We start from the raw sequence: 25,828 nt of genomic DNA on the forward strand, positions 1-25,828 counted from the left end.
CCGCGCGCTTCAGATCTGTGCGGGGTTCGCAGACGCGCTCTTCGTCACGCGATACGCGTCGGGATCGATACGGCGCATTTCGGCTTCGATCCATTTTTCGACCCGCGTATTCACTTCATCGGGCGAGAGTCCGGCCGTCTCGATCGGCTTGCCGATCGACACCGTGACTATACCCGGATATTTCGTGAACGAGTTGCGGGGCCAGACGTGGCCCGCATTGTGCGCGACCGGTATGACCTGCGCGCCCGTTTCGATAGCGAGGCGCGCACCGCCGCTCTTGTACTTTCCCTGCTTGCCGACCTGCGTGCGCGTGCCTTCGGGGAACATGATGACCCACGCGCCTTCGTCCATGCGCAGCTTGCCCTGGCGCGTCACCGATTCGAACGCGGCCTTGCCTTCCTTGCGGTTGATGTGAACCATCTTCAGGAGGCCGAGCGCCCAGCCGAAGAACGGCACGTAGAGCAGTTCGCGCTTGAACACGTAGCACAGCGGGCGCGGCATCAGCGCGGGCAGCGCGACCGTTTCCCATGCGGACTGGTGCTTCGCGAGCACCACCGCGCGCCCGTCCGGCAGGTTCTCCATGCCCTCGACGCGATAGCGGATGCCGTTCAGCCAGCGCGCCACGAAGAGCGTGGTGCGGCACCAGCCCACCGCCATCCAGTAGCGCCGCTCCGCGTTCATGAACGGGAACGCCAGGAAACATGCCGTGGCGTACGGCGCCGTGAACACGATGAGGTAAATGAAGAGCAGCAGGGAACGGAGAAAGCGCATCGGTCGGGCCGGAGGGGAGTGGCGTGCGGCGCGCAGCTTGCGTGCGCCGCAGCCTGTGAGGTTAGTGTTGCGTCGGGTCGGACGGGCTCAGACGCGCTCTTTCGCCAGAAAGTCGAGTGCGAACGCGCGCAGGTCGGCATGGACTTGCGTGCCTGCGGGCAGGCCGCCCGCGGCCAGCGTCTTCTCGCCCTTGCCGGTCAGCACGAGGTGCGTGCGAAAGCCGAGCGCGGCGCCGGCTTCCAGGTCGCGCAGCGAGTCGCCGACAACCGGCGTGTCTTCGGGATCGACTTCGAAGCGTTCCGCGATCATCTTCAGCATGCCGGGCTTCGGCTTGCGGCAATCGCAGTGGTCCTGCGAGGTGTGCGGGCAGAAGAACACCGCGTCGATGCGACCGCCCACGGCGGCAGCCTGGCGGTGCATCTTCGCATGCATGGCGTTGAGCGCAGCCGTGTCGAACAGGCCGCGGCCGATACCCGACTGGTTCGACGCCACCGCGACGCGATAGCCCGCCTGGTTCAGGCGAGCAATCGCTTCGAGGCTGCCCGGAATCGCGACCCATTCGTCGGGCGACTTGATGAACGCCTCGGAATCGAGGTTGATCACGCCATCGCGGTCGAGGATCACGAGCTTTCTGCTGGGACTGGTCGGCATGGCGTCGCGCTCAGTGGTTCAGTGATGGGTTCGGGACATCACGCGGCGAGCCGCGAAATGTCCGCAACGCTGTTCATCTGGCGATGCAGCGCCTTGAGCAGCGCGAGGCGGTTGGCCCGCAGCGCCGGGTCTTCGGCGTTGACCATCACGTCGTTGAAGAACATGTCCACGGACTCGCGCAGCGCCGCAAGCGCGGTGAGCGCGCCCGTGTACTCGCGGGCGGCGAGCTGCGTTTCGACGCGCGGCGTGACGGCTTCGAGCTGGGCATGGAGCGCTTTTTCGGCGGCTTCGACGAAGAGGGCGATCTGCACCCCCGCATCCCCGGCGCCATCGGACTTCTTGAGGATGTTCGAAATGCGCTTGTTCGCCGCCGCGAGCGACGCCGATTCAGCGAGCGACGCGAATTCGCGCACGGCGTCGAGGCGCGCGACGATGTCGTCGAGGCGCGTGGGGTTCAGCGCGAGCACCGCGTCGATCTCGGCGGCGGCGTAACCGCGCTCGCGCAGCAGGCCGCGCAGGCGGTCCATGCAGAACTCGTAGATCGCATCGGTGGAATCGGTCACGGCCGGGATGCTCGCGAATTGCGCGCCGGCGGCGCGCAGCAGTTCGACGAGATCGAGCGGCAACTGTTTCTCGACCAGAATGCGCAGCACGCCGAGTGCATGGCGGCGCAGCGCGAACGGGTCTTTCTCGCCGGTCGGCGCGAGGCCGATGCCCCAGATGCCGACGATCGTCTCCAGCTTGTCCGCGAGCGCGACGATCGTGCCCGTGGGCGTGCCCGGCAGTGCGTCGCCGGAGAAGCGCGGCTGGTAGTGTTCGGAGCACGCGAGCGCCACTTCTTCGGCTTCGCCGTCGTGGCGCGCGTAGTAGGTGCCCATCGTGCCTTGCAGTTCGGGAAACTCGCCGACCATGTCGGTCAGCAGGTCCGCCTTCGCGAGGCGTGCGCCGCGCTTCGCGAGCGCGACGTCGGCGCCGCACAGCTGCGCGATGTCGCCCGCGAGCGCTTCGAGGCGCTCCACGCGTTGAAGCTGCGAGCCGAGCTTGTTGTGATACACGACGTTCGCGAGCAGCGGCACGCGCTGTGCGAGCGGCTTCTTCTTGTCCTGCTCGAAGAAGAATTTGGCGTCGGCAAGACGCGGGCGCACGACGCGCTCGTTGCCTTCCACGATTTCGACCGGCGTAGCGGTCGCGATATTCGAGACGATGAGGAAGCGCGAGCGCAGGCGGCCTTCGGCGTCGGTGAGCGCGAAGTACTTCTGGTTCGTCTGCATCGTGAGGATCAGGCATTCCTGCGGCACTTGCAGGAATTCGTCCTCGAACTTGCAGGCGTACACCACCGGCCATTCGACGAGCGAATTCACTTCGTCGAGCAGCGCGTCGGGCATCACGACCTGGTCGTTCTGCGCGGCGGCGATCAGCTGCGAGCGGATCGATTCGCGGCGGTCCGCATAGCTCGCGATCACGAAGCCCTTATGCTGCAGCGTGTGCGCGTAGTCGTCGGCGCGCGTGATGGCGATCGGGCCTTCGGACAGGAAGCGGTGGCCGCGCGTCGTGTCGCCCGCGTCGATGCCGAACGCCGTCACCGGCACGATCTTGTCGCCGTGCAGCACCGTGAGACGGTGCACCGGGCGCACGAACTGCACGTTGGTGTCGTCCGGGCGCTGGTACGTCATGACCTTCGGAATGGGCAGCTTCGTGAGCGCTTCGTCGAGCACGGCCTGCAGGCCGTCGGCGAGCGTCGCGCCCGGCGCCGCGTAATTCAGGAAGAACGCTTCGTTCTTGCCGTCCGAAGCGCGCTCCAGCTCGCTCACCGGGGTGTCGGGGAAGCCGAGTGCGGCGAGCTTCTTCGCGAGCGGCGCGGTGGGCTGGCCATTGGCGTCGAGCGCAACCGTGACCGGCAGCACTTTTTCGCGCACCTGCTTTTCGGGGGCGACGCTGCGCACGTTCTTGATCGTCACCGCGAGGCGGCGCGGCGTGGCGTAGCGTTCGAAGGAGAGATCGCCTTCGATCAGATCGCGCGCGGCGAGGCGCTGCGCGATGCCTTCGGCGAACGCGTCGCCGAGGCGCGCGAGCGCTTTCGGCGGCAGTTCCTCGGTCAGCAGTTCGACGAGGAGAGTGGCGTGATGAGCTTGGGTCATTGTTGTCGGAAATCCGGTCATGCCTCGTCGAGCTTGCGTTCGACCTTCAGCGGCGGCGCCCATGCGGGCATCGCGGCGTCGTGTTCGTCGGTGGTGAGGCCAGGCACGCCGTGCACCGGATTGCCGAGCATCGGGAAGCCGAGCTTTTCGCGCGAGTCGTAGTACGACTGCGCGACGCTGCGCGACAGGGCGCGGATGCGGCCGATATACGCTGCGCGCTCGGTCACCGAGATCGCGCCGCGCGCGTCGAGCAGGTTGAACGTGTGAGCGGCCTTGAGCACGAGTTCGTAGCCGGGCAGGGCGAGCTGCAGCTCCATCATGCGCTTCGCTTCGCTCTCGTACGCGTTGAAGAACGTGAACAGCAGGTCGACGTTCGCGTATTCGAAGTTGTAGGTCGACTGCTCGACTTCGTTCTGGTGATAGACGTCGCCATAGGTGAGGCGGCGCAGTTCAGGGCCGTTCGGGCCTTGCTCTTCCCATTCGGTCCAGACGAGGTCGTAGACGTTCTCGACCTTCTGCAGATACATCGCGAGGCGTTCGAGACCGTAGGTGATTTCGCCGAGCACCGGCTTGCAGTCGAGGCCGCCCACCTGCTGGAAATAGGTGAACTGCGTGACTTCCATGCCGTTCAACCATACTTCCCAGCCGAGACCCCACGCGCCGAGCGTCGGATTTTCCCAGTCGTCCTCGACGAAGCGCACGTCGTTCTGCTTCAGATCGAAGCCGAGCGCTTCGAGCGAGCCGAGGTACAGGTCGAGAATGTTTTCCGGCGCGGGCTTGAGCACCACCTGGTACTGGTAGTAGTGCTGCAGGCGGTTCGGGTTTTCGCCATAGCGGCCGTCCTTCGGGCGGCGCGACGGCTGCACGTAGGCGGCGCGCCACGGCTCGGGGCCGATTGCGCGCAAGAAGGTGTGGACGTGCGACGTGCCGGCGCCGACTTCCATGTCGATCGGCTGGAGCAGCGCGCAGCCCTGCTTGTCCCAGTAAGACTGGAGCGTCAGGATGATTTGCTGAAACGTGAGCATGAGGTGCCTGCAGTGTCTTTGGGGCAGGAAGCGGCGGCTCCGGCGGCGCGCGAACGAGTTGTGCTGCGATTCGTGCTGCGCCGCCTGGCTGCCCTGGCCGGTTGCCTCGGCCAGCTACCTTGGCCAGGGACGGCCTGGTGCTAAAACGCTGAATTTTACCGGATTGCCGGGGCGTTGAGGTTCGGGACCGTATTGCGCGGCGTGCGGGGTCGGTGCGGGTTGTGTTTGCGCGGTGTGCAACGCTTTTTGCAAGGTGCGTGCGGGCACCGCCGCGCGTACCATGTAAGAGCGGCGCCCGCGTGCCTTACTGCTCGTCCTGCGCCTTGCGGCGAGCGCGCCGCGCGGGACCGAATGCGAAGCCGAACGCGAGCATCAGGAGCGAAACCGCGATCACCGTGTTGTTGCCGCTCCGCACATAGGGCGTGAAGCCCGTCGTGCCCTCGATGCGCACGTCGAGCGAGCCCGCCGTGTAGACGGGCAGGCGTGCGATCACGCGGCCGCGGGCGTCGATGGCGGCGGTCGCGCCGGTGTTGGTCGCGCGCAGCATCGGCCGGCCGGTTTCGAGCGAGCGCATGCGTGCGATCTGCAGGTGCTGGTCGATCGCGATGGTGTTGCCGAACCAGGCGAGATTCGTCGAATTGATCAGCACGCCGGGCGTGGCCGCGTTCTCGCGCACGTTGCGCGCGATCTCTTCGCCGAAGATGTCCTCGTAGCAGATGTTGACGGCCACCGGCTGGTTGTGGACGAGGAACGGCGGCTGCACGGGCGCGCCGCGCGCGAAATCGCCGAGCGGAATGTTCATGAGATTCACGAACCAGCGAAAGCCCCACGGCACGAATTCGCCAAAGGGTACGAGATGGTGCTTGTCGTAGCGGTAGAGGCCCGGCTGGCCCGGCGTGATGCCGAAGAGGCTGTTGGTGAAGTCGTAGGCGCGTCCGTCCGGCGTCACGGTGGCGCCCACGGCGCCGAACAGGATCGCCGTGCCGGTCGAATCGGCGAAATGACGAATGGCGAGCCCGAACGGCCGGGGAATATCCTGCACCAGCACCGGAATCGCGGTTTCCGGCGTGACGACGAGATCGGCGGGTTTTTCGGTGATGAGCTTCTGGAACTCGTCGAGTGCGGTAGTCATGCCCTCGTCCGTGAACTTCATCTCCTGCTTCAGATTGCCTTGCAGCAGCCGCACGTTCAGCGGCGCGTTGGCGGGCTCGGTCCACGACACGAGCGGCAACAGCAGCCCGGCGACGATGACGGCCAATGCCGCGACCGCGGGTGTGGCGAAGGCGGCGCGCGGCGACCGGCGGAGTGCGTCCGGTTCGGGGCGCGAAGACCGCTGTTGCGGATCCAGCGCGCGCACGAGCGCCTGCACGAGCAATGCCGCGACGAGCGCGAGCATCCAGCCGACGCCGTACACGCCCGCGATCGGCGCGAAACCGGCGAGCGGGCCGTCCACTTGCGCGTAGCCGCTCGCGAGCCACGGAAAGCCCGTGAACACGGAGCCGCGCGCCCATTCGCCGAGCGCCCACGCGGAAGCGAATGCGAACGCGCCGTGCCAGGTCGGGGAGAAGGGCTGCTCCTGCGTGCGGCCGTTGCCCGCGTGCCCGGCGCAAAACGACCACAGACCGGCCGCGAGGGCGGGATACAGGCCGAGATAGAGCGAGAACAGCACGACCGCACTACCCGCGAGCGTAGCGGGCATGCCGCCGTAGTCGTGCATGCTCACGTAGAGCCACCAGATTCCGGTGACGAAGTTGCCGAAGCCGAACGCCCAGCCGGTGAAGAGCGCGCTCTTCCAGCCGGTCGTGCGCGTGAGCCACAGATAGAAGATCGTGAAGACCGCGATCTGGAGCCAGCCGCCTTGCGGCGTCGGCGCGAACGAGGCCGTGTTCAGCGCGCCCAGCGCGGCGGCGGCGAGATAGTGCCAGGCGGGCAGCGCGCGGCGCGCGGCGCCGTTTCTGCCATGGGGGCTGGCAGGCGTGGCGGAGGGCGCGCTTTCGCGCGTGGGGGAATGGAGCTGTTCTGCCATTTAATCGGGTTGCGCTTCGCTCGGTTGCTCGATATCTGCTGCGGCGGCGCTGAGAGCCCGCCAGCGAGCGCAACGATAGCACTTTCGTGCGTCGGATTTCGTGACGCCAGCCGGGCGGCCAGGCCGCACGGGCCTTGGCTGCGTTGCTGCGGTGCGCGCGGCGCGGCGGCTCCCGGTCCGGGCCAGGCCCGGCCTGGCTCAGGTCCCTTGCGGCTGCAACTCGCTCTCGCGCTGACCGGCCAGCGGATCGCGCCGCACGAGCAGCATATGCACCTGACGCGCGTCGGCGCGCTGCACCTCGAAAATCAGCTTGCCGATGCGCGCTTTCTCGCCGCGATGCGGCACGCGCCCGAAGTGATGCGTGACGAAGCCGCCGATCGTGTCGACTTCCTCGTCGGAGTAATCGGTGCCGAACGCTTCGTTGAACTGCGCGATCTCGGTGAGCGCGCGCACGCGAAAACGGCCGTCCGGCGCGGCGATGATATTGCCGCTTTCCTCGTCGAAATCGTACTCGTCCTCGATATCGCCGACGATCTGCTCCAGCACGTCCTCGATCGTGATGAGGCCCGCGACGCCGCCGTACTCGTCGACGACGACCGCCAGGTGGTTGTGGTTCACGCGAAAGTCGTGCAGCAGCACATTGAGCCGCTTCGATTCCGGAATGAACACCGCCGGGCGCAGCATGCCGCGCACGTCGAATTCTTCTTGCGCGTAGTAGCGCAGCAAATCCTTCGCGAGCAGCACGCCGATCACGTTGTCGCGATTGCCGTCGTAGACCGGATAGCGCGAGTGCGCCCTGTCGAGCACGAACGGGATGAATTCGTCAGGTGTTTCGGCGATGTTGATCGCGTCCATCTGGGCGCGCGGCACCATGATGTCGCGCGCGCACAGCTCGGACACCTGGAACACGCCTTCGATCATCGAAAGCGAATCGGCGTCGATCAGGTTGCGTTCGTGTGCGTCCTGGAGGATTTCCAGAAGCTCGGCGCGCGAGTCGGGCTCGGGCGAGATGAAGTCGGTCAGCCGCTCGAGAAGGGAGCGCTTTTCCTGCGGTTTGTCGGTATGTCGTCGACTGGGATAGGAGTCGTTCATGGTGGTGCGCCTTCGACCCGTCCGGGCTGGGCGCGTTGTTGCGGAATGGTTAAGGATACAACATGACCGTGGCGCGTCCGTGTCGTCGTGTTGCCGTGTCGCCGTGTCTGTAAGGCCGGTCAGTCAATCGTAACGCAGATGATGCCCGGGCGCTCGGTGCGGCGAAGCGCCGCCGCGTGCTCCGGGATTCGCCTGCCCTCAAGCGCAGCGCGCGAGCAAATGCTCCAGCGCGTGGTCGGGCATGCCGCTTTCGCGCAGCGCCTGCGTCGTGCGCGACACGTAGTCGAGCGTCGTGCCGTAGCGGCCCGACGCGCAGCCGAGCACGGTGCGCACGGTTTCGTCGGCGAGCTTGCCGGTGTAGGTGGGCACGTCGCGGCGCATGACGAAGGCGAGCGCCGCCACGCGCTGCCCGTTCGCGAGCGCGCACGGCAGCCACGCCGGTCGATACGAACCCATCACCATTTCGCGCCGCCACAGCGCTTCGAGGTGCGGCATGACGCCTTGCGCGGCAAGCCGGAAGGCCACGCCGACGCACGAGCCGCCGCGATCCAGCGCGAGCACGAGACCGGGCTGCTCGGGCGTGCCGCGGTTCACGCGCGACCAGAGATAGAGCCCGCGGTGGTAGCCATGCACGCGCGCGCGGACGTTTTCGATAGTCGGCAGCCCCGGGTTCCAGATCAGCGAGCCATAGCCGAAGAGCCACAGGTCGCTCGTGCGGTCCCAGTCCTTGAGCGCGCAGTCGAGCGACGCGCGCAGTTCGGCGTCGGTGAGCACGCGCGATTCGCCGAGAGAGGGCGGGTAGCCGGGGCAGGGCGTGCGCGCGGTGTTGCCTGATTTGCTGCCGGGGCGGCTGACTGAGTTGCTGACCGGGCCGATAACCGGGCCGGCGCTTTGTCCATCATCGGCCGGCAGTTCGGGGATTTTGTCGGATGCTTTTGCGCTCATGTCGTGCGGGTCGGCGAGCGGCGGCCTTAGCGGTGCGAACCCGGGCGGTACGGGTCCGGAAAGCCGAGCGAGGTGAGGATCTGCGTTTCGATGCCTTCCATCTCTTCGGCTTCGGCCTCGTCCTCGTGGTCGTACCCTTGCGCGTGCAGCGCGCCGTGCACGAGCAGATGCGCGTAGTGGGCGGCGAGCGGCTTGCCCTGCTCGGCGGCTTCCTTCTCGACCACCGGGCAGCACAGGATCAGGTCGCCCGTGACCGGATCCTCCTCGCTTTCCGCGTAGGCGAACGTGAGCACGTTGGTCGCGTAGTCCTTGCCGCGCCAGGTGCGGTTGAGCGTGCGGCCTTCCTCGGCGTCGACGAAGCGCACGGTCAGCTCCGCGTCGGCGAAGAGCGCGGCCTTCACCCACGTCGCGATGGTCGCGCGCGGCAGCGCTGCCTTGTGCTCGGCAAACGCCTTCGCGGCGGGAAACTGCACGGTCAGCTTGAGTTTCGGTGTGGGGGCCATAAAGCGCTTACTGTGTTCCTGACGGTCAGCGGGCGTCGCCGTTGCCTTCGTCTTTCTTCGCGTGGGCGTCATAGGCCTCGACGATACGCGCGACGAGCGGATGGCGTACGACGTCTGCACTCGTGAAGCGCGTGAGCGCGATGCCGCGCACATCGCCCAGCACCTGCTGCGCTTCGATCAGGCCGCTCTTGTGACCGCGTGGCAGGTCGATCTGGGTGGTGTCGCCGGTCACGACCGCCTTCGAGCCGAAGCCGATGCGCGTGAGGAACATCTTCATCTGCTCGGGCGTGGTGTTCTGCGCCTCGTCGAGGATGATGAACGCGTGATTGAGGGTGCGCCCGCGCATGTAGGCGAGCGGCGCGATTTCGATCATCTGGCGCTCGAACATCTTGGCCGTCTTGTCGAAACCGAGCAGATCGTAGAGCGCGTCGTACAGCGGACGCAGATACGGATCGACCTTCTGTGCGAGATCGCCTGGCAGGAAGCCGAGCCGCTCGCCCGCTTCGACAGCCGGACGCGTGAGCACGATGCGCTTGACCTGGTCGCGTTCGAGCGCGTCGACTGCGCAGGCGACCGCGAGATAGGTCTTGCCGGTGCCCGCCGGGCCGACGCCGAACGTGACGTCGTGCGAAATGATCTGCTTGAGGTATTCGCGCTGCGCGGGCGTGCGGCCGCGCAGGTCGGCGCGGCGCGTGTAGAGCTTCGGGCCGGGCTCTTCGGCGTCGATGTGGTCGCCGACGGGCTCGTCGAACGGATGATCGGGGTCGCCGCGAAAACGCGGGTCGATCGGCTCGCCGCCGTTTTCGCCATTGCCACCGCTGCCGCCGCTGCCGCCGCCATTGCGGCCATTGCGATCATTACGCGAATTGTTCGCCGGATTGCCGGGATGGCGGGCCTCGACGAGCGCGAGCTGGATATCGTCGACGGAGATCGGATCGCGCGCCCGGTTGTAGAAGTTTTCGAGTGCGGCGAGCGCGAGCTTCGCGCCGCGCCCGCGGATCGTGATGCGATGGCCGCGGCGCGACAGCGTCACGTCGAGCGCCTGTTCGATTTGCCGCAGATTTTCGTCGAGCGGGCCGCACAGATTCGCGAGCCGCGCATTGTCGTCGCGCGGTGCGGTGAATTCCAGATGCTGCTGTTGGGTCTTCAAGGTATCGATGAACTCCGGTTTCGGGGCTCCGGCTCAGTGCGGGAGCGCCGACGTGTCTTCATGCGCGGGCACGAGTTGGCCGCGCAGCGAATGCGGATACGCGTGATCGATCTTCACGTCGATCATCTGGCCGATCAGGCGCGCGTGCGTTTCGGGCGCTGCCGGGAAGTTGACGACGCGGTTGTTCTCGGTGCGGCCCGACAATTCGTTCGGGTCCTTGCGCGAGGGGCCTTCGACGAGAATGCGCTCGATCTTGCCGACCATCGACTGGCTGATGCGCTGCACGTTCTCTTCGATCGTCGCCTGCAGGTGCTGCAGGCGCTTGAGCTTCACTTCGCGCGGCGTGTCGTCCTGCAGGTTCGCGGCCGGCGTGCCGGGACGCGGGCTGTAGATGAACGAGAAGCTCGTGTCGTAGCTCATCTCGACGACGAGCGCCATCGTCTTCGCGAAGTCGTCGTCGGTTTCGCCCGGGAAGCCGACGATGATGTCGGTGGACAGCGACAGGTTCGGCCGGATCGCGCGCAGCTTGCGGATCACCGACTTGTATTCGAGCACGGTGTAGCCGCGCTTCATCGCCATCAGCACGCGGTCGGCGCCGTGCTGCACCGGCAGGTGCAGGTGGCTCACGAGCTTCGGCACCTTCGCGTAGGTGTCGATCAGGCGCTGCGTGAATTCCTTCGGATGCGAGGTCGTGTAGCGGATGCGCTCGATACCGGGAATGTCGGCGACGTATTCGATCAGCGTCGCGAAGTCGGCGATGTCGTGCGAGCCCGCGGTGAGCGCGCCGCGATAGGCGTTCACGTTCTGGCCGAGCAGCGTGACTTCGCGCACGCCCTGGTCGGCGAGGCCGGCGATTTCGGTGAGCACGTCGTCGAGCGGACGCGAGACTTCGTCGCCGCGCGTGTACGGCACGACGCAGTAGCTGCAGTACTTGCTGCAGCCTTCCATGATCGAGACGAAGGCGCTCGGGCCTTCCACGCGCGCGGGCGGCAGATGGTCGAACTTTTCGATCTCGGGGAACGAGATGTCGACCTGCGGGCGTCCCGAGACGCGGCGCGCGTCCATCATCTGCGGCAGGCGGTGCAGCGTCTGCGGACCGAACACGAGGTCCACGTACGGCGCGCGCGCGACGATCGCCGCGCCTTCCTGGCTCGCGACGCAGCCGCCGACGCCGATCAGCAAGCCCGGCTTCGCTTCCTTCAGCTCGCGCACGCGGCCGAGGTCGGAGAAGACTTTCTCCTGCGCTTTTTCGCGCACCGAGCAGGTGTTGAAGAGGATCACGTCCGCGTCTTCGGGCGTGTCGGTTTTCACGAGGCCTTCGCTTGCGCCGAGTACGTCGACCATCTTGTCGGAGTCGTACTCGTTCATCTGGCAGCCAAAGGTCTTTACATAAACTTTCTTGGTCATCTGGATTCGCCGTTCGCAGTGGTTGACCTGGGGGCATCGTCCATTGCTGCAACACTGGACTACGGTCAAAAAATGAGGGATGAACAGGCCGGCGGGTTCGTTCGCGGTGCCGTTCCGGCCGCTTGCCAGGGGCCTTGCGGTACTCACGGTCCTTGCGGTCCCGGCAGTCTTCGCGCCTGCTTTTCGGCAACGGATTGTCGGGTTCCGATGCGGCATTTTGCGCACTTTTCGTACGTCTTTCGTGTGCTTTTCGTGCACTTTTATGCGCGATTTTCGACGCTACCGGGCCGCCTTTCAGCGTAATCCGACATTATAGCCGTTTGCGTTCCCCGGCTTCGCGCCCCGGGAAAGGGTACACACGGGGCGCACGCGGCCGTTTCGCCACCCTGCATGGCCGCCCTCGTTGCATGTGCAACTGTGCCGCACTGTCGTCGTGGTTACTCTGCATATCGCAGACGGCTGATGTATGCTTTGCCCGCCGGTTGATCCGGCAATCAGTGCGTCTTCAGGGCGGGGTGAAATTCCCCACCGGCGGTATGCCGGCCCGTGCCGAAAGGCCAGGTCAGCGAGCCCGCGAGCGCCTGCGCGAGCATTCCAGCCCCGTGACGTGAGCCACGGGCGTGCAGGGTCAGCAGATCTGGTGCGAAGCCAGAGCCGACGGTCAGAGTCCGGATGGAAGAAGATGTGCAGATGGTCATGCCCGCCCAGCCATTGCGGCTTTGCGGCCGTGCGCGAACACGCCTTTGCGGGTGTGCATTCAGAGGTGCAATTCGCGCGCGTCCCGAGTCCGTATAGAAGGGTGTCCTGTCTGTTTGCAATGCCCTGAAACGTTTTTCGCCCAACTTTTGCGAGGACGTTTCACATGCCTTTTACCCCCACCGCTTTTTCAGCTTCCGCTGCTGCCGGGCAACCGCTCGACGCGATTCACGATCTCGAACTGCTCGACGCGGCGCAGGTGCCGCCGCGCATCGCCGCCGCGCTGCAGGCCATGCGCGAAGGCCATCCGGTCGTGCTGCAGGACGATCACGACCGCGAGGACGAGGCCGACCTGATCGTCGCCGCCGAACGTCTGACCACCGAGACGATGGCGCTTTTCATCCGCGAATGCAGCGGCATTGTCTGTCTGTGCCTCTCCGACGAGAAAGTGCGCGCGCTTGAACTGCCGCCGATGGTCTCGCACAACGAAAGCCGCAACTGCACGGCGTTCACGGTCACGATCGAGGCGCGCGATGGCGTGAGCACCGGCGTATCGGCCGTCGACCGCGTGACGACGATCCGCGCCGCTATTGCCCCGAATGCGGTGCCCGCCGACATCGTGCGCCCGGGCCACGTCTTTCCGCTGCGCGCGCAGCCCGGCGGAGTGCTGGCGCGCCGCGGCCATACCGAAGGCACGGTCGATCTCGCCGCGCTCGCGGGGCTCGCGCCAGCGGGCGTGCTGTGCGAACTGATGAACCCGGATGGCACGATGGCGCGCGGCGAACAGGTCGAGCGCTTCGCGAAGCTGCACGGCTTGCCGATGCTGTCGATTGCGGAACTCGTGGAGTTTCGCGAGTCGCTCGCCGCGTTGCGCGAGCGCTGCGCCGAACCCGCCTGAAGCGGGGAGTGCTTGCCGGTTCGCTGCAACCGGCGAGGCAAGCGGTAAGACAGGCGATGAAATAAGCGGCAAGGTGCCCGGAATCCGCCGGGCTTGCTGCGCGTGACGCATGACGCATGACGCGTGGCGCCGTGCGCACGTCCTGCGCTGCTGCGCCGCCGTGCCGCCGTCCCGCGACGCTTACGACTGCACGTCGCCGAATTCGCCGCGCATGCCCGCCAGGACGAGCGCGGGCAATTGATCCATCCGTTCCATGATCCGGGTGATGCCCATCTTGCGCAGCACGTCGGCATAGCCCGACGGGATGTGGCTTGCGCCGACGAACGCGATGGTCTTCATCCCCGCCGCGCGTGCGGCGTTCAGGCCGGACACGCTGTCTTCCACGACGAGGCACCGCGCCGGTTCCACGCCGAGCTGTTCGGCGGCGAAAAGATAGACATCCGGATAAGGCTTGGGCCGGGCGACCTGATCGGCGCTGAACACGCGCGGGCCGAAGAGCGCGTCGAGCCCGGCGCGGCGCACCGATGCGCTCACGCGCGCCATGCGGCTGTTCGACACGACGGCGGCCGGCAGCGGGATCTGGCGCAGCGCATCGCGCACGCCGTTGATCGGGCTGACCGATGCGGCGAGCGTGGTGTCGACGTTGTGGTCGATGGTGGCGAGGAAGTCCTCGGGCATCGTGAGACCGAAGCGCGCGGCGACGTCCTCCAGAAAGCGCGAGGTTTGCTGGCCGAAGGCCGATTTCACGGCGGCGCGGAAATCGATGCCGGGAAAGGTCTGCGTGAGTGTTTCGAACAGGACGCGGTCGGCGATGATTTCGCTGTCGACAAGTACGCCGTCACAGTCGCAGATGAGATGGTCGATCATGCGTAAAACGAAGAGCAGGGCGCCGAGGCGCGGGCGAAAAGGGAGAAGCCGCCATGATACGTGCTTTCGCGGCAGCGTCCCGTGCGGCGCGGGTTGGCCGGTCGGCCAGGCCGAATGGCCGATGGGTGGTGCGCTCGACGCAATGCGACAATAGCCGCATCGACAGTCAGTGATCGGTTGCTCAAATGAAGACGGGGAAATACATGCGTGGACTTGCGATGATCGGCGCGGTGGCGCTGCTGGCGGGATGCGCGGTCACGCCGCCGGGTGTCGAAGGCGGCTGGCGGGCGCCGTCGTTTGCCGCCTTGCAGGGCATGTGCGGCGGCCATCCGGTCGATTTCGGCGCTGACGCACAGGCCGTCTATTCCGCGACGCTCGACGCGTTCGTCGCGCATCGTCGCGGCAAGCTCACGCAGGACCAGTTCTGCGGCTTCCAGGCCGCGCTGGCGCAGCGCTACGCGGCGCTCGGCAAGCGCGGCGATCCGCAGGCGCGCGAGCGGTGGGTGACTTACCTGAACGAACAGCGGGCGCTGGCCGTGTCGTGGCGCGCGTCGGTCGACCCGACCTTGCGGGCGGGCTGAACGCTGTAGACGCGGCGCAAACGCGGACCAGGCGCGGACCAAACGCGGACCAAGCGCGGTGCAAGCGCGGTGCAAGCGCGGTGCAAGCGCGCGGCGGACGGCTACGGACGAGCGGAAGAAAAAGTGGTCACGCGGGCATGAAGCGCGCGGGTCCGCGTGACCATGCACTGCAGGCGCGTACAGCTACAGCGATGCGCCTGCATCGGGGATGCGCTCGACAAGGCATTGCAGCGGACAATCCCGGTGTCCGCCCAAGTCGAAAGCGTTGACGGATTTACGGGGCGTCAGGGCCCCGCCCGCCTAAGTACACCGTTTGATGGCGCGTAACGCGGAGTTGCCGGATTCAGTGAGTCGCCATTGCTGTCGGCCGGAAGCCAGCCGCTCCAGCTGGACGAGCTGTCGTTCGAGGAGGGCGTCCAGTTCTTCCCGCTCCATGTCGATCTGGTGCGGCGCGTCCTTCACAAGCAGCAGGGTGGCGAATTCATGCGGACTCAGCATCGTTCTCTCCGTGTTGCCGCATCAGAGGTCGGCGAAAGCGGCCCTCGGGGCGGCCCGGCGACAAAATGCGGTGGTGTGAGCGAAAGCCTGCACCCGTGCTGATCGCGCTTCAGGAAATGCACTGCCGGTTTCGGCTGATGGACCGGACAGGCCAAACGCTGTCCAGCCCTGGATCGGCGACGGGGAACTGGAGTGTAGTCGACGAGACAGCGTTCTACAAATCACATTCCGAAAATTTTCTGATTGACATCGATGCGGTCCACCAGCGGGTGCGGCGCTCAGCTAAAACCTTGATTTCACTTCAGGTTTTTGATGCGGTGCGACAATGCGGACCGAATCGCACATTGATGCAACCGCCCTGCGCGGGCGGCTGCGGGGCACGTTCAAGGCGTCTGTTTCCGGAACGGCGGGGGCGAGTAGCGATCCGTGCTCGCGGACTGCAATGTGCCGAAACAACAGCTAAGATGGATCAAGGGTGGATGATATCTACCACGCTTATGCACCCGGCTTGAATCGAAAGCTTCGCTCTGTGCGAGCACGGGCTCGGCTTCGGGAGAACAAGACAATGCGCGACGCCATTGAGCCAGGCCACGCGATGCCCTGGCGAATCGAAGACATCGATTTCACGCGTATCGACCGCCAACGCGCCGCTGTGAACGAAGATCTGCTGTTGCTGCTGTGCGCATCCTCGTTCATCGAAAGCGGCTCCGACCTGTACACCAGCAACCTGAGCGTGTTCTTCAACGGCGACCCGGAAGTCTCCGAATGGCTCGCCACCGAGTGGGAGCCGGAGGAGCTTCAGCACGGCTGCGCGCTACAGACCTACATTCAGTACGTGTGGCCCGATTTCGACTGGGACACCGCGTTTCACAACTTCTTCGACGAGTATTCGAAGACCTGTTCGTTCGAGGAGTTCGAGAAGACGCGCGCGCTCGAAATGGTCGCGCGCTGCGTGGTCGAGACGGGTACGGCCACGCTCTACCGGGCGATCGGCGAATGCTGCGACGATCCCGTTCTCAAGGAGATTGCCGGCCATATCCGCACCGACGAAGTGCGCCACTACAAGCACTTTTTCCACTACTTCAAGAAGTACAACCAGATCGAGGGCCACGGCCGGCTGGCGGTGCTGGGTGCACTGCTGCGCCGCGTCATGGAGATCAAGAACGAGGATTCGGAGATCGCGCTGCGCCATGTGTTTGCGATCCGCTATCCGGAGCGCGTGAGCGATCCGGCCTACAACCGCGAACTGACCGCGCGCGTGAGCCGGCTTGTGCGGCACAATCTCTCCGCCGATATGTGCGTGAAGATGCTGCTCAAGCCGCTCGATATCCCGGCGAAGATTCAGCCCGGCGTGCACTATCCGCTCGCGAAGATCACGCAGCACGTGTTCTTTCGCTGATGCATTGCGTGTGCAGTCCGCCGACACAACGCGCGAAGCGGCCTTTGATCTGCCGTTCTGAACGCTATCGACAAAGGCGGGCGAGATGGCTCATGCCGTCTCGCCCGCCGCATCCTGCTTAGCGTTCGCGCGGGCCGCTGCCAGGACGGCCTCCCAGCAGCGCGCCGGGGTTCGTCTGCGGTTTGCGCGGTGCGCGGCCGGTTGCGCTATCGTGTGCCGCGCCACGCGAGCGATCGTGATCGCGGGCGCCTTCTCGCCGCGTGTGCTCGGCGCGCTGAGCGCCAGCACCCGGGCCTTGTGCCTTCACGGGGCGTGCGCCGCCCGCAGGCTTTGCCGAGCGCTGCGCGTCGTTGCCTGCGCCATTCACGCCGCGTCCGCGTCCGCCGTTACCGCCGCCGTTGCGGTTTCCACCATTCGCGCTGCCGTTTCCACCGCCGTTGCCACCATTCCCGCCGTTACGCGACTCGAAGCGCGATTCGCCACGCGCCTGTGCCGGCTTGCCGCCTTGCCCGCGCTGAGCGGCGCTACGCGCCTGTCCTTGTCTTTGCCCCTGCGCTTGTCCCTGCGCTTGCCCCTGACGCGGCGCGCGTGCGCCGCCGCCGCCCTGGCTGCGCCGCTGGATCGGCTCGGGCTTCGCGTTCGGGTCCGGCTCGAAGCCTGCGATGACTTCTTGCGGCACGGCACGCTTGATGAGCCGCTCGATGTCCTTGAGCAGTTGCAGTTCGTCGACGCACACGAGCGACACCGCTTCGCCCGTCGCGCCTGCGCGTCCCGTGCGGCCGATGCGGTGGACGTAATCCTCGGGCACGTTCGGCAGGTCGAAGTTGACGACGTGCGGCAACTGGTCGATGTCGATGCCGCGCGCGGCGATATCGGTCGCGACGAGCACCTGCAGCGTGGCGTCCTTGAACTCGCTCAGCGCGCGCGTGCGCGCCGACTGGCTCTTGTTGCCGTGAATCGCGAGCGCGCTGATGCCGTCCTTCGTGAGCTGTTCGGCGAGCCGGTTCGCGCCGTGCTTCGTGCGCGTGAAGACGAGCACCTGGAACCAGTTGTGCTGGCGGATCAGGTGCGTGAGCAGTTCGCGCTTGCGGTCGCGATCGACGGGGTGGATCTTCTGGGCGACCGTTTCGGCTGTCGTGTTGCGGCGCGCGACTTCGATCAGCGCGGGAGAATCGAGCAGGCTGTCGGCGAGCGCCTTGATTTCGTCGGCGAAGGTGGCCGAGAACAGCAGGTTCTGGCGCTTGGGCGGCAGCTTCGCGAGCACGCGCTTGATGTCGTGGATGAAGCCCATGTCGAGCATGCGGTCGGCTTCGTCGAGCACGAGGATTTCGAGCTGCGAGAGGTCGATCGTCTTTTGCTGCATGTGATCGAGCAGACGCCCCGGCGTTGCGACGACGATATCCACGCCGCGCCTGAGCGCGTCGATCTGCGGGTTGATGCCGACGCCGCCGAACATCACCGTCGATTTGAGCTTCAGGTATTTGCCGTAGGCCCGCACGCTTTCTTCGACCTGCGCGGCGAGTTCGCGCGTCGGCGTGAGAATGAGCGCGCGCACGACGCGCTTGCTGCTCGCGGCGGTCGGCATGTCGGTGAGGCGCTGGAGGATCGGCAGCGTGAAACCGGCGGTCTTGCCGGTGCCCGTCTGGGCGCCCGCGAGCAGGTCGCCGCCGTTCAGCACGGCGGGAATGGCTTGCAGCTGGATGGGCGTGGGGGTGGTATAGCCTAGTTCGTTGACGGCGCGGATTAGCGGTTCGGACAAGCCGAGAGAATCAAAAGACATAGACACTCGTTTTATTGCGGTGGCGCGAGCGGCAAGGCGCAGCGCACATGCGCGCGCCACGGGACACAGGGCGGACCCGGCATCCCGGCCTTCTCGCGTTACGGGACGGCGCGCCAGTGCGCGCGCCGCATTGTCGGCGATCTATCTAGATGCGCCGGCTGGCGTTAAGTTGCATCGCAAGGCCGCGGACACTGCGGCGGCCGCGCGATGGCTTCGCAAAAGACGCGTTACGCGACGTAGCGCGCGACGCTGACGAATTGACAGACGCTTCCTGCGAGTACGAACAAGTGCCAGATACCGTGTCCGTGCCGGATGCGTTCGTCATTGATGAAAAAATAAATGCCGGCGCTATAGATGATGCCGCCGGCCAGTAGCCACGCGGCGCCGCCTGGCGGCAACGCTTCGAGCAACGGGTGGACCGCGACGACCGCGAGCCAGCCCATCACGACATACAGAACCATCGAAAGCGCGCGCGTGCGCCGGCCGATGGTGAGTTCCTGCGCGATGCCGAGGGCAGCCAGCCCCCAGCTCACGCCGAACAGCGACCAGCCCCACGGCCCACGCAGCGTGACGAGCGTGAACGGAGTATAGCTGCCCGCGATCAGCAGATAGATGGCCGAGTGGTCGCACTTCTGAAGAATTGCCTTCAGACGCGGCCCGCGCACACCGTGATAAAGCGTGGAAATCGTGTACAGCACGAACAGCATCGCGCCGTAGACCGCGAAGCTCACGACCTTGTAGGCATCGTGATCGAGCGCGCCGATTGTCACGAGCGACACGAGGCCCACTATCGACAGCATTGCGCCCACGAGGTGAGTAATGCTGTTCAGACGCTCACCAGCGTGCATAACCACTCCTTGTTTTTCTGCTGCGCGGCGCTGTTCGGTTTTTTCCGCTTCCTTCCTGCCTGGTTGCTGCTTCGTTCCTGCTTTTCCGGTGTTTATCCGGCGTTTTTCCGGTCACACGCCGCGCGCTGTGCGACCGGATGCCTTCGTTTCTGCGACATGCGCCGCCCGTCTGCTACCTCCATGCCACCACGAACGGCGCGATGCCGCCGTGTGCCAGGGCACGAAAGCCAGGCACAAAAGTGTGCCGCACAATCCGGGCCCGAAATAGCGAAGGGCGCAACCCGCGATGTTCGGCAGGCTGCGCCCTGTCAGGCAGATGCCACTACGCAACTATATCAGTAACGACTTATAGGGGTTTGCCGTCGGCGCTGTGGCCCCAATCTCAGTCGAGCGGCGCGGAGCGCAGCTCGGCCACCTGTTGCGGCGATACCGGCCTGCCCGTGTTGCCCCAGGACATGCGGATGAACGTGACCACGGCTGCGACCTCCTGGTTCGACAGCGACTGCGCGAACGGCGGCATGCCATAGGGCCGCGCATTGCGGTCCGTGCTCGGCGGATAGCCGCCGTTGAGCACCATGCGGATCGGGTTCACGGCCGAATGCATCTGGATCGACTGGTTGTTCGCGAGCGGCGGGTAGTTCGGCGGCATGCCGAGGCCGTTGTCCGCGTGGCACTTCGCGCACTGGTCGCGATAGATCTTCTCGCCTTGCTGCAGCAGTTCGCCGCCGAAGGCTTCCGATGTCTCCATCTGCGTCGTCTCGGGCGCCTCGCTCTTTTGCGGGAGGGTCTTCAGGTACGTCGCCATCGCGCGGACGTCTTCGTCCGAGAGGTACTGCAGGCTGTTGTGGACGACGTCCGCCATCGGGCCGAACACCACGCCGCGCTGCGACACGCCGGTCCGAAGCAGGCTCGCAATATCCTTGATGTCCCAGTCGCCGAGTCCGCCTTCGCTCGACGTGAGCGACGGCGCATACCAGTTCTGCAGCGGGATCAGCCCGCCGCCGAACGCCGCCGAGTTGACCGGGCCGCCCACCACGTTGATCGAGGTGTGGCACATCGCGCAGTGGCCGAGACCGTCGACGAGATACGCGCCGCGGTTCCACTCGACCGACTTGGTCGGATCGGGTGCGAACTCGCCTTCGCGGAAGAACAGCGTGCGCCAGCCGATCAGCAGGTTGCGGTTGCTGAACGGAAAGCGCAGTTCGTGCGGGCGGCTTGGCACGTGCGCGGGCGGCACCGAGCGCAGGAATGCGTAGAGCGCATCCACGTCGGCGCGCGTGACTTTCGTGTAGCTCGCGAACGGGAACGCCGGATAGAGCAGGCTGCCGTCCTTCGAGTGGCCGGTGTGCATCGCGCGATAGAAGTCGTCGGCGCTCCATTTGCCGATGCCGTATTGATCGTCGGGCGTGATGTTCGGCGTGTAGAGCGTGCCGAACGGCGTCGCCATCGCCAGACCGCCCGCGAACAGCTTGCCGCCGCGCACGGTGTGGCAGGCGAAGCAGTCGCCGGCGCGGGCGAGGTATTCGCCGCGCTTGATGAGGTTGGCCTCGTCGTTGGGCGCGGCCGCGCGCGCCTCGCCGATGTGCAGCGCTTCGAGGCCGGACCACAGCACCGGCACGAGCGCCGCGAGCACAACGGCGATGGCTGCGGAAAGAGCGAACAGGGACTTGCGTTTCATATGGCTGTCTCCCCCAGGCGCCTTATTGCGGCTCGCTGCCGCAAGCGAGCGGTGTCTTCAACGAGCCCGCCGGCGCCGGCACGGGATTTTGCGGAGCGGGCTGCGTTGCGAGCCAGGCTGCGACCGCATTCACGTCTTCGTCGGAGAGACGCGTGGCGATCTCGTGCATGCAGTCCGGCGCGATGGCGCGCCGCGAACCCGAGCGCCATGCGCCGATCTGCGCGCGGATGTAGTCCGAATGCAGGCCGACGAGACCCGGAATCGCCGGTTCCATGCCGGTCAGCTTCTCGCCGTGACATGCCGCGCAGGCCGGAACCTGCCGCGCCGGGTCGCCGTGCAGGACGATTTCGCTGCCGCGGGCCAGCTTGCTCGCGGAGACCGCCGGTGCGGCGGGCGGCGGATAGGGCGGACGCTGCTGCGAGAAGTGCGTGGCGATCTCGTGCAGGTAGTCGTCGGAGAGATAGGTGACCAGGTAGTTCATCGGAGGGTACTTGCGGCGCCCCTCGCGAAAGTTCTCCAACTGGTTGTACAGATACTGGACCGGTTTGCCGGCGAGCCGCGGGAAGTAATCGTTGTCGGAACCCTGGCCTTGTTTGCCGTGGCAGGCGGCGCAGCCCCGCACGCGCGCTTCGATCGTGTCCGGGGCCTTGGGTTGTGGGGCCTTTGGTTGCGGCACCTGTGCGTGCGCCGCGTTGAAAACACCGGCCGCCCCGAATACCAGCAATGCTCCCAGGGGCGCGGCGAGCGGAATGAGCGGTCGGAAGAGGCGTCTTGGGAACACGCTTAACTCCATCTTTATCGTGGACCTGACCGGGCTTCGAACGACCCGGCTTCCAGGCTGCGCGCGCTGAAATCTGCTGGCCTTGCGCGCTGCGGCGACGCGAAATTCTATCATCGCGTTCTTGCGGCGACTATTTGTCGCACATACCGCGACGACCGTGCAAGGGCTTACCCGAACGCCATTGCAACAACCCGGAGCGCTATCGCCGGAATCAGCCGGTATCATTCTGCACCGGTTGCCGGATCCGTGGCGCGCGTCTGTTCGGCGACTGCGTGCCCGAATCCGCACTGGAGCCATGCGGGGGATGCCTTTCGAACGAGGCGCATCGCGTGGCTCGCCGTTTTTTGCATCGGGTTTGCTTCGATGTTTGCTCCGGGTTTGCTTCAGGTTTGCTTCGATACCGCTGTATCCATGTTTCATGTTGCTTCTTTGCCACTGGTCTCGATGACTCCACTTGCACTTTGCTGTTCGATGCGGCGCGCTTGCCCCGCGTATCTCTTTTCGTTGCGTGAACGGCGGGAGGCGACGGCCCGATGAAACCCGACTGGCTCTGGATCGGGCAGGTCGCGATGGCCGCCCTCATCAACGTTGCGTACGCATTCACCGTGGGCTCGGCGCTCTACGGCGCATGGCTCGAACGGGAAGGGCATCGCCCCGTCTCGCCCGCTCATGCAGCATGGCTGCGCGCGCAACGCTCGCTGCGTGCGGGGGCCATCGTGCTCGTGATCGCGCTGGCGATGTGGCTGCTCTACGAAAGCGCGTCGATGAGCGGCGAGCCGTTGCCTGCCGCGTTCGGCGTCGTGTCGACGGTGCTCACGCAGACGCACGTCGGGCAAGCGTGGGGCGTCGCCGCCGGCGGCGCGCTCGTGCTGGCCGTGACGGCATTCCTCAGGCCCGGCGGCGTGCGCGACGGCGTGCTCTGGATCGCGCTCGTTGTCATCGCGCTCGGGCGAGCGGCGCTCGGCCATGCCGCCGATTCGGGCTTCGCCTCGGCTGCGCTCGGCATGCATGCGCTGCACGTCCTGAGTTCGAGCGCGTGGGGCGGCATCGTCCTCGCGGGCGGATTTGCCGTGCTGCCTGCGCTCGGTGCGTCGACGGCGCGCGGCATCCTGATCCGTACGTCGACGCAGGTGTCGAACGTGGCGATGTTCTCGGTGGGCTTCATGTTCGCGACCGGCGTGTTCAATGCCGTGCGCGGCTCCGGCGGCTCACTCGCCGCGCTGACCGGCAGTTCGTGGGGCCACGTGCTGCTGTTCAAGGCGGGGCTTGTGGCGCTCGCACTCGTGATGGGCGGCTATAACCGGATCGTCGCCATGGCGCAGCTGCGCCGCGCGGCTTCGACGGCGGCTGCCCGGCGCTTCGTGAATGTGCTTCACCTCGAAGCGATCGTGATGATCGGCGTGCTCGTGCTGGCGGCCGTGCTCGCGCGCAGCGTGCCGGCCTATGTGTTGCACGGCTGATACGCGAATTCGGCAGGCCGCGAAGGCCGAAGGCCATATGCAGCGGCCTCACTCGTAGCCGAGCCGATGACTGAGGATCGGCGAGAAGAAGAGGGCGATGGCGCACCCGATGGCATTGCCTTCGAGTTCGGCGAGCGCGGACACGGACGAGGGATCTCGCAACAGATCGAGCAGTTGCGGTGCGCACCACAGCACCGCAACGCCGATGAACGCATGTTCGACGGCGAGGATGCGCCAGCCGTGCGAGCGGGCGATTGCCGCAACGATCACGCGCATGATGCCGAAGACGACCAGCGCGCCGACGGCGGCCTGTTCGCGGATCAGATAGTCCGGGAGCATAGTGTCCATGTGAATCCCTGTCACGCGCAATGGGTCTTGGGGATTCAGCAAGGACTACGCCAGCGCAGCGCCGGTTGCGGCCCCTGTGTGCCGCGTGCGCGGCAACTCACGAGCGGCGCGGCTGGCGGCGATGGTTTTATGTGCGCATGAAGACAATCGCCGCGTGCGCCCGATGGCGTCACGCGGCGAATCGGCTTCGAACCGGCCTTAAACGTTTCGGCGTTGAAACGCGTCGTGCAGGCCGCGTCGCTCGACGTAGCCCGCGCGGTCGATGCCTGTCACCACTCGGCGACGCTGCCGTCCGCGTGACGCCACACCGGATTGCGCCAGCGATGGCCGGCCTTCGCCATCTCGCGCACTTGCTCCTCATTCACGTCGATGCCGAGACCTGGGCCCTGCGGTATCGACACGAATCCATCCTCGTACGCAAATACGCCCGGATTGCGGATGTAGTCGAGCAGATCGTTGCCCTTGTTGTAGTGAATGCCGAGGCTCTGCTCCTGGATGAAGGCGTTGTAGCTGACGGCGTCGATCTGCAGGCAGGCGGCGAGCGCAATCGGACCGAGCGGGCAATGCAGCGCGAGCGCCACGTCATACGCTTCGGCCATGGCGGCGATCCTGCGGCATTCGCTGATGCCGCCCGCGTGCGAAGCGTCGGGCTGGACGATGTCCACATAGCCGCCCGCGAGGATGTGCTTGAAGTCCCAGCGCGAATAGAGCCGCTCGCCGAGCGCGATCGGCGTGCTGGTCTGGTTGACGATGTCGCGCAGCGCCTCGACGTTTTCCGAGAGCACGGGCTCTTCGATGAACATGAGCTTGTACGGATCGAGTTCCTTCGCGAGCACCTTGGCCATCGGCTTGTGGACGCGGCCATGGAAATCGACGCCGATGCCCACGTGCGGCCCGACCGCCTCGCGCACCGCGGCGACATTGGCGATCACGCCTTCGACCTTGTCGAAGGTATCGATGATCTGGAGTTCTTCCGAACCGTTCATTTTCACGGCCTTGAAGCCGCGCTCGACCACCGCGCGCGCGTTGTTCGCGACGTCGTGCGGACGGTCGCCGCCGATCCACGAATAGACCTTGATCCGGTCGCGCACCTGGCCGCCCAGCAGCGCGTGAACGGGCACGCCGTGGTACTTGCCGAGGATATCCCAGAGCGCCTGATCGATGCCGGCAATCGCGCTCATCGAAACCGGCCCGCCGCGATAGAAGCCCGCGCGATACATGACCTGCCAGTGATCCTCGATGTGGCGCGGATCCTTGCCGACCAGATAATCGGCGAGTTCGTGGACGGCGGCTTCGACCGTGTGCGCGCGGCCTTCGACGATCGGCTCGCCCCAGCCGACGATGCCCTCATCGGTTTCGATCTTCAGGAAGAGCCAGCGAGGCGGGACGACGAACGTTTCGAGCCTGGTGATTTTCATGGCGGTGTCTCCGGTATTGCCTGTGTCGGGTGCGGCGCGCGTGGGGATGCGCGTCTTCGGCGTTCATGCTACTGCAAAAGCCGCTGTTAAGTGCTATTAATAGTATTATTTGGCTTCGACTCCCATTATCTGGGCATTTGGACCGCAACGACATTCGAGGAGAACGGTGATTCAACGCGATCTACACGGCACGGTGGCATTCGAACTCGGTAGCGCGATCCTGCGTGGCGACTACGCGCCCGCTCAAGTGCTGCCGCGCGAGGCCGAACTCATGGAGATGTTCGATGTCAGCCGCACGGTGCTGCGCGAAGCGCTGCGCACGCTCACGTCGAAGGGGCTGGTGGAATCGCGTCCGCGCGTAGGCACGCGCGTGCGTGCGCGTGAAGCCTGGAACCTGCTCGATGTAGATGTGCTCGACTGGTACGCGGGCGTTGCGCCGCCGCTTGCGTTCGCGCTCAAGCTGCAGGAGATGCGCGAGATGGTTGAGCCGTTTGCGGCAGGGCTCGCTGCGAGCGCGCACGATGCCGATGCGCTGGCTGTGTTGCGTGAAGCGCATGAGGCGATGGTGGGCGCGCGGAATGTCGATGAGTGGGTTCGGGCTGATCTGCGATTTCACCTCGCCATGCTCGCGGCGTGTCGCAATGAACTGCTCGTGCCGCTCGGGGCGCTGATTGCCCGCACGCTCGAAGGGCAGTTGCGTGTGAATGCGACGCGCGCGGACGTGTTCAACGCGGCGCTGCCGGAACATACGGCTGTGTTCGATGCGATTGCAGATCGGGATGCGCCGCGCGCGACATCGGCGATGGCGGAGTTGTTGCGCACGACGCGGGAGCGGATTGCGGGGTGATTTGGGGCGGTTGGTTGGATC

At 65.9% G+C, this 25,828-nt stretch carries 23 protein-coding genes and 1 riboswitch; of the genes, 5 read left to right on the top strand and 18 right to left on the bottom strand.

Translation table 11 applies throughout. From position 1 onward, the window contains the following. Positions 1-9: 9 nt before the first annotated feature. The 10 genes from EPN59_RS11400 to miaB all read right to left on the bottom strand — a co-directional run bounded on the left by EPN59_RS11400 (position 10) and on the right by miaB (position 11,708). A complete protein-coding gene (locus EPN59_RS11400) occupies positions 10-771 on the bottom strand; it encodes a lysophospholipid acyltransferase family protein (RefSeq protein ID WP_293037811.1) in 762 nt (253 codons plus the stop codon). Between the two features lie 87 nt (positions 772-858). After that, complete coding sequence (gene gmhB, locus EPN59_RS11405) at positions 859-1,422, bottom strand: D-glycero-beta-D-manno-heptose 1,7-bisphosphate 7-phosphatase (RefSeq protein WP_293037814.1); 564 nt, start codon at positions 1,420-1,422, stop codon at positions 859-861. A 38-nt stretch (positions 1,423-1,460) separates the two neighbouring features. Then, positions 1,461-3,560, bottom strand: coding sequence for a glycine--tRNA ligase subunit beta (glyS, locus tag EPN59_RS11410; protein ID WP_293037817.1), 2,100 nt, complete (start codon positions 3,558-3,560; stop codon positions 1,461-1,463). 17 nt (positions 3,561-3,577) lie between these two features. Then, the gene (glyQ, locus tag EPN59_RS11415) at positions 3,578-4,585 is read right to left on the bottom strand and encodes a glycine--tRNA ligase subunit alpha (protein WP_293037819.1); all 1,008 of its coding nucleotides are present in this window, start codon (positions 4,583-4,585) and stop codon (positions 3,578-3,580) included. A gap of 304 nt (positions 4,586-4,889) precedes the next feature. After that, entirely contained in the window at positions 4,890-6,611 is a 1,722-nt protein-coding gene (gene lnt / locus EPN59_RS11420; protein WP_293037821.1) for an apolipoprotein N-acyltransferase, read from the bottom strand. A gap of 198 nt (positions 6,612-6,809) precedes the next feature. Next, positions 6,810-7,703 (bottom strand): transporter associated domain-containing protein, encoded by an 894-nt coding sequence (locus tag EPN59_RS11425; protein ID WP_293037824.1) that lies wholly within the window; start codon positions 7,701-7,703, stop codon positions 6,810-6,812. A 198-nt stretch (positions 7,704-7,901) separates the two neighbouring features. After that, a complete protein-coding gene (locus EPN59_RS11430; RefSeq protein ID WP_293037827.1) occupies positions 7,902-8,648 on the bottom strand; it encodes a gamma-glutamylcyclotransferase in 747 nt (248 codons plus the stop codon). A gap of 26 nt (positions 8,649-8,674) precedes the next feature. Beyond that, on the bottom strand, positions 8,675-9,151 hold the full coding sequence (gene ybeY, locus EPN59_RS11435) for an rRNA maturation RNase YbeY (RefSeq protein WP_293037830.1): 477 nt from the start codon (positions 9,149-9,151) through the stop codon (positions 8,675-8,677). 25 nt (positions 9,152-9,176) lie between these two features. Continuing rightward, positions 9,177-10,301: a PhoH family protein gene (locus EPN59_RS11440; protein WP_293037833.1), complete on the bottom strand. Its 1,125-nt coding sequence runs from the start codon at positions 10,299-10,301 to the stop codon at positions 9,177-9,179. Positions 10,302-10,334: 33 nt separating this feature from the next. Continuing rightward, complete coding sequence (gene miaB, locus EPN59_RS11445) at positions 10,335-11,708, bottom strand: tRNA (N6-isopentenyl adenosine(37)-C2)-methylthiotransferase MiaB (RefSeq protein ID WP_293037836.1); 1,374 nt, start codon at positions 11,706-11,708, stop codon at positions 10,335-10,337. A 497-nt stretch (positions 11,709-12,205) separates the two neighbouring features. Next, a riboswitch (FMN riboswitch) is annotated at positions 12,206-12,396 on the top strand. A gap of 174 nt (positions 12,397-12,570) precedes the next feature. Here miaB and ribB point away from each other — a divergent pair. Next, positions 12,571-13,302 (top strand): 3,4-dihydroxy-2-butanone-4-phosphate synthase, encoded by a 732-nt coding sequence (ribB, locus tag EPN59_RS11450; RefSeq protein WP_293037839.1) that lies wholly within the window; start codon positions 12,571-12,573, stop codon positions 13,300-13,302. A 180-nt stretch (positions 13,303-13,482) separates the two neighbouring features. Here ribB and EPN59_RS11455 read toward each other — a convergent pair whose 3' ends face one another. After that, positions 13,483-14,169, bottom strand: coding sequence for an HAD family hydrolase (locus EPN59_RS11455; RefSeq protein ID WP_293037842.1), 687 nt, complete (start codon positions 14,167-14,169; stop codon positions 13,483-13,485). Positions 14,170-14,372: 203 nt separating this feature from the next. Between EPN59_RS11455 and EPN59_RS11460 the strand changes: the two genes are divergently transcribed. Then, a complete protein-coding gene (locus tag EPN59_RS11460) occupies positions 14,373-14,750 on the top strand; it encodes a hypothetical protein (protein WP_293037874.1) in 378 nt (125 codons plus the stop codon). A 300-nt stretch (positions 14,751-15,050) separates the two neighbouring features. Here the strand turns inward: EPN59_RS11460 and EPN59_RS11465 are convergent, their stop codons facing one another. Continuing rightward, positions 15,051-15,248 (bottom strand): hypothetical protein, encoded by a 198-nt coding sequence (locus tag EPN59_RS11465; protein WP_293037845.1) that lies wholly within the window; start codon positions 15,246-15,248, stop codon positions 15,051-15,053. A 595-nt stretch (positions 15,249-15,843) separates the two neighbouring features. On the opposite strand from EPN59_RS11465, the gene EPN59_RS11470 reads away from it, so the two are divergent. Then, on the top strand, positions 15,844-16,647 hold the full coding sequence (locus EPN59_RS11470) for a ferritin-like domain-containing protein (RefSeq protein WP_293037877.1): 804 nt from the start codon (positions 15,844-15,846) through the stop codon (positions 16,645-16,647). Positions 16,648-16,765: 118 nt separating this feature from the next. On the opposite strand, the gene EPN59_RS11475 is transcribed toward EPN59_RS11470, so the two are convergent. From EPN59_RS11475 to EPN59_RS11490, 4 genes are all read right to left on the bottom strand, one after another. After that, positions 16,766-18,427 (bottom strand): DEAD/DEAH box helicase, encoded by a 1,662-nt coding sequence (locus EPN59_RS11475; protein ID WP_293037847.1) that lies wholly within the window; start codon positions 18,425-18,427, stop codon positions 16,766-16,768. Between the two features lie 227 nt (positions 18,428-18,654). After that, entirely contained in the window at positions 18,655-19,275 is a 621-nt protein-coding gene (locus EPN59_RS11480) for a hemolysin III family protein (protein ID WP_293037850.1), read from the bottom strand. A gap of 382 nt (positions 19,276-19,657) precedes the next feature. Next, positions 19,658-20,953, bottom strand: coding sequence for a cytochrome c (locus tag EPN59_RS11485; protein ID WP_293037853.1), 1,296 nt, complete (start codon positions 20,951-20,953; stop codon positions 19,658-19,660). A gap of 22 nt (positions 20,954-20,975) precedes the next feature. Further along, positions 20,976-21,746: a c-type cytochrome gene (locus EPN59_RS11490; protein ID WP_293037856.1), complete on the bottom strand. Its 771-nt coding sequence runs from the start codon at positions 21,744-21,746 to the stop codon at positions 20,976-20,978. A gap of 521 nt (positions 21,747-22,267) precedes the next feature. On the opposite strand from EPN59_RS11490, the gene EPN59_RS11495 reads away from it, so the two are divergent. Continuing rightward, positions 22,268-23,194: a CopD family protein gene (locus tag EPN59_RS11495; RefSeq protein WP_293037859.1), complete on the top strand. Its 927-nt coding sequence runs from the start codon at positions 22,268-22,270 to the stop codon at positions 23,192-23,194. A 48-nt stretch (positions 23,195-23,242) separates the two neighbouring features. Here the strand turns inward: EPN59_RS11495 and EPN59_RS11500 are convergent, their stop codons facing one another. Then, positions 23,243-23,542, bottom strand: a complete 300-nt coding sequence (locus EPN59_RS11500) for a hypothetical protein (RefSeq protein ID WP_293037862.1) — start codon at positions 23,540-23,542, stop codon at positions 23,243-23,245. 269 nt (positions 23,543-23,811) lie between these two features. Continuing rightward, the gene (gene dgoD, locus EPN59_RS11505) at positions 23,812-24,960 is read right to left on the bottom strand and encodes a galactonate dehydratase (RefSeq protein ID WP_293037865.1); all 1,149 of its coding nucleotides are present in this window, start codon (positions 24,958-24,960) and stop codon (positions 23,812-23,814) included. A gap of 169 nt (positions 24,961-25,129) precedes the next feature. Here dgoD and EPN59_RS11510 point away from each other — a divergent pair, with 169 nt between their 5' ends. Continuing rightward, a complete protein-coding gene (locus EPN59_RS11510; RefSeq protein WP_363928558.1) occupies positions 25,130-25,807 on the top strand; it encodes a FadR/GntR family transcriptional regulator in 678 nt (225 codons plus the stop codon). Positions 25,808-25,828 lie beyond the last annotated feature (21 nt).

This window comes from Paraburkholderia sp., from assembly GCF_004298475.1.
In the GTDB taxonomy this organism is placed as follows: Bacteria; Pseudomonadota; Gammaproteobacteria; order Burkholderiales; family Burkholderiaceae; genus Paraburkholderia; species Paraburkholderia denitrificans.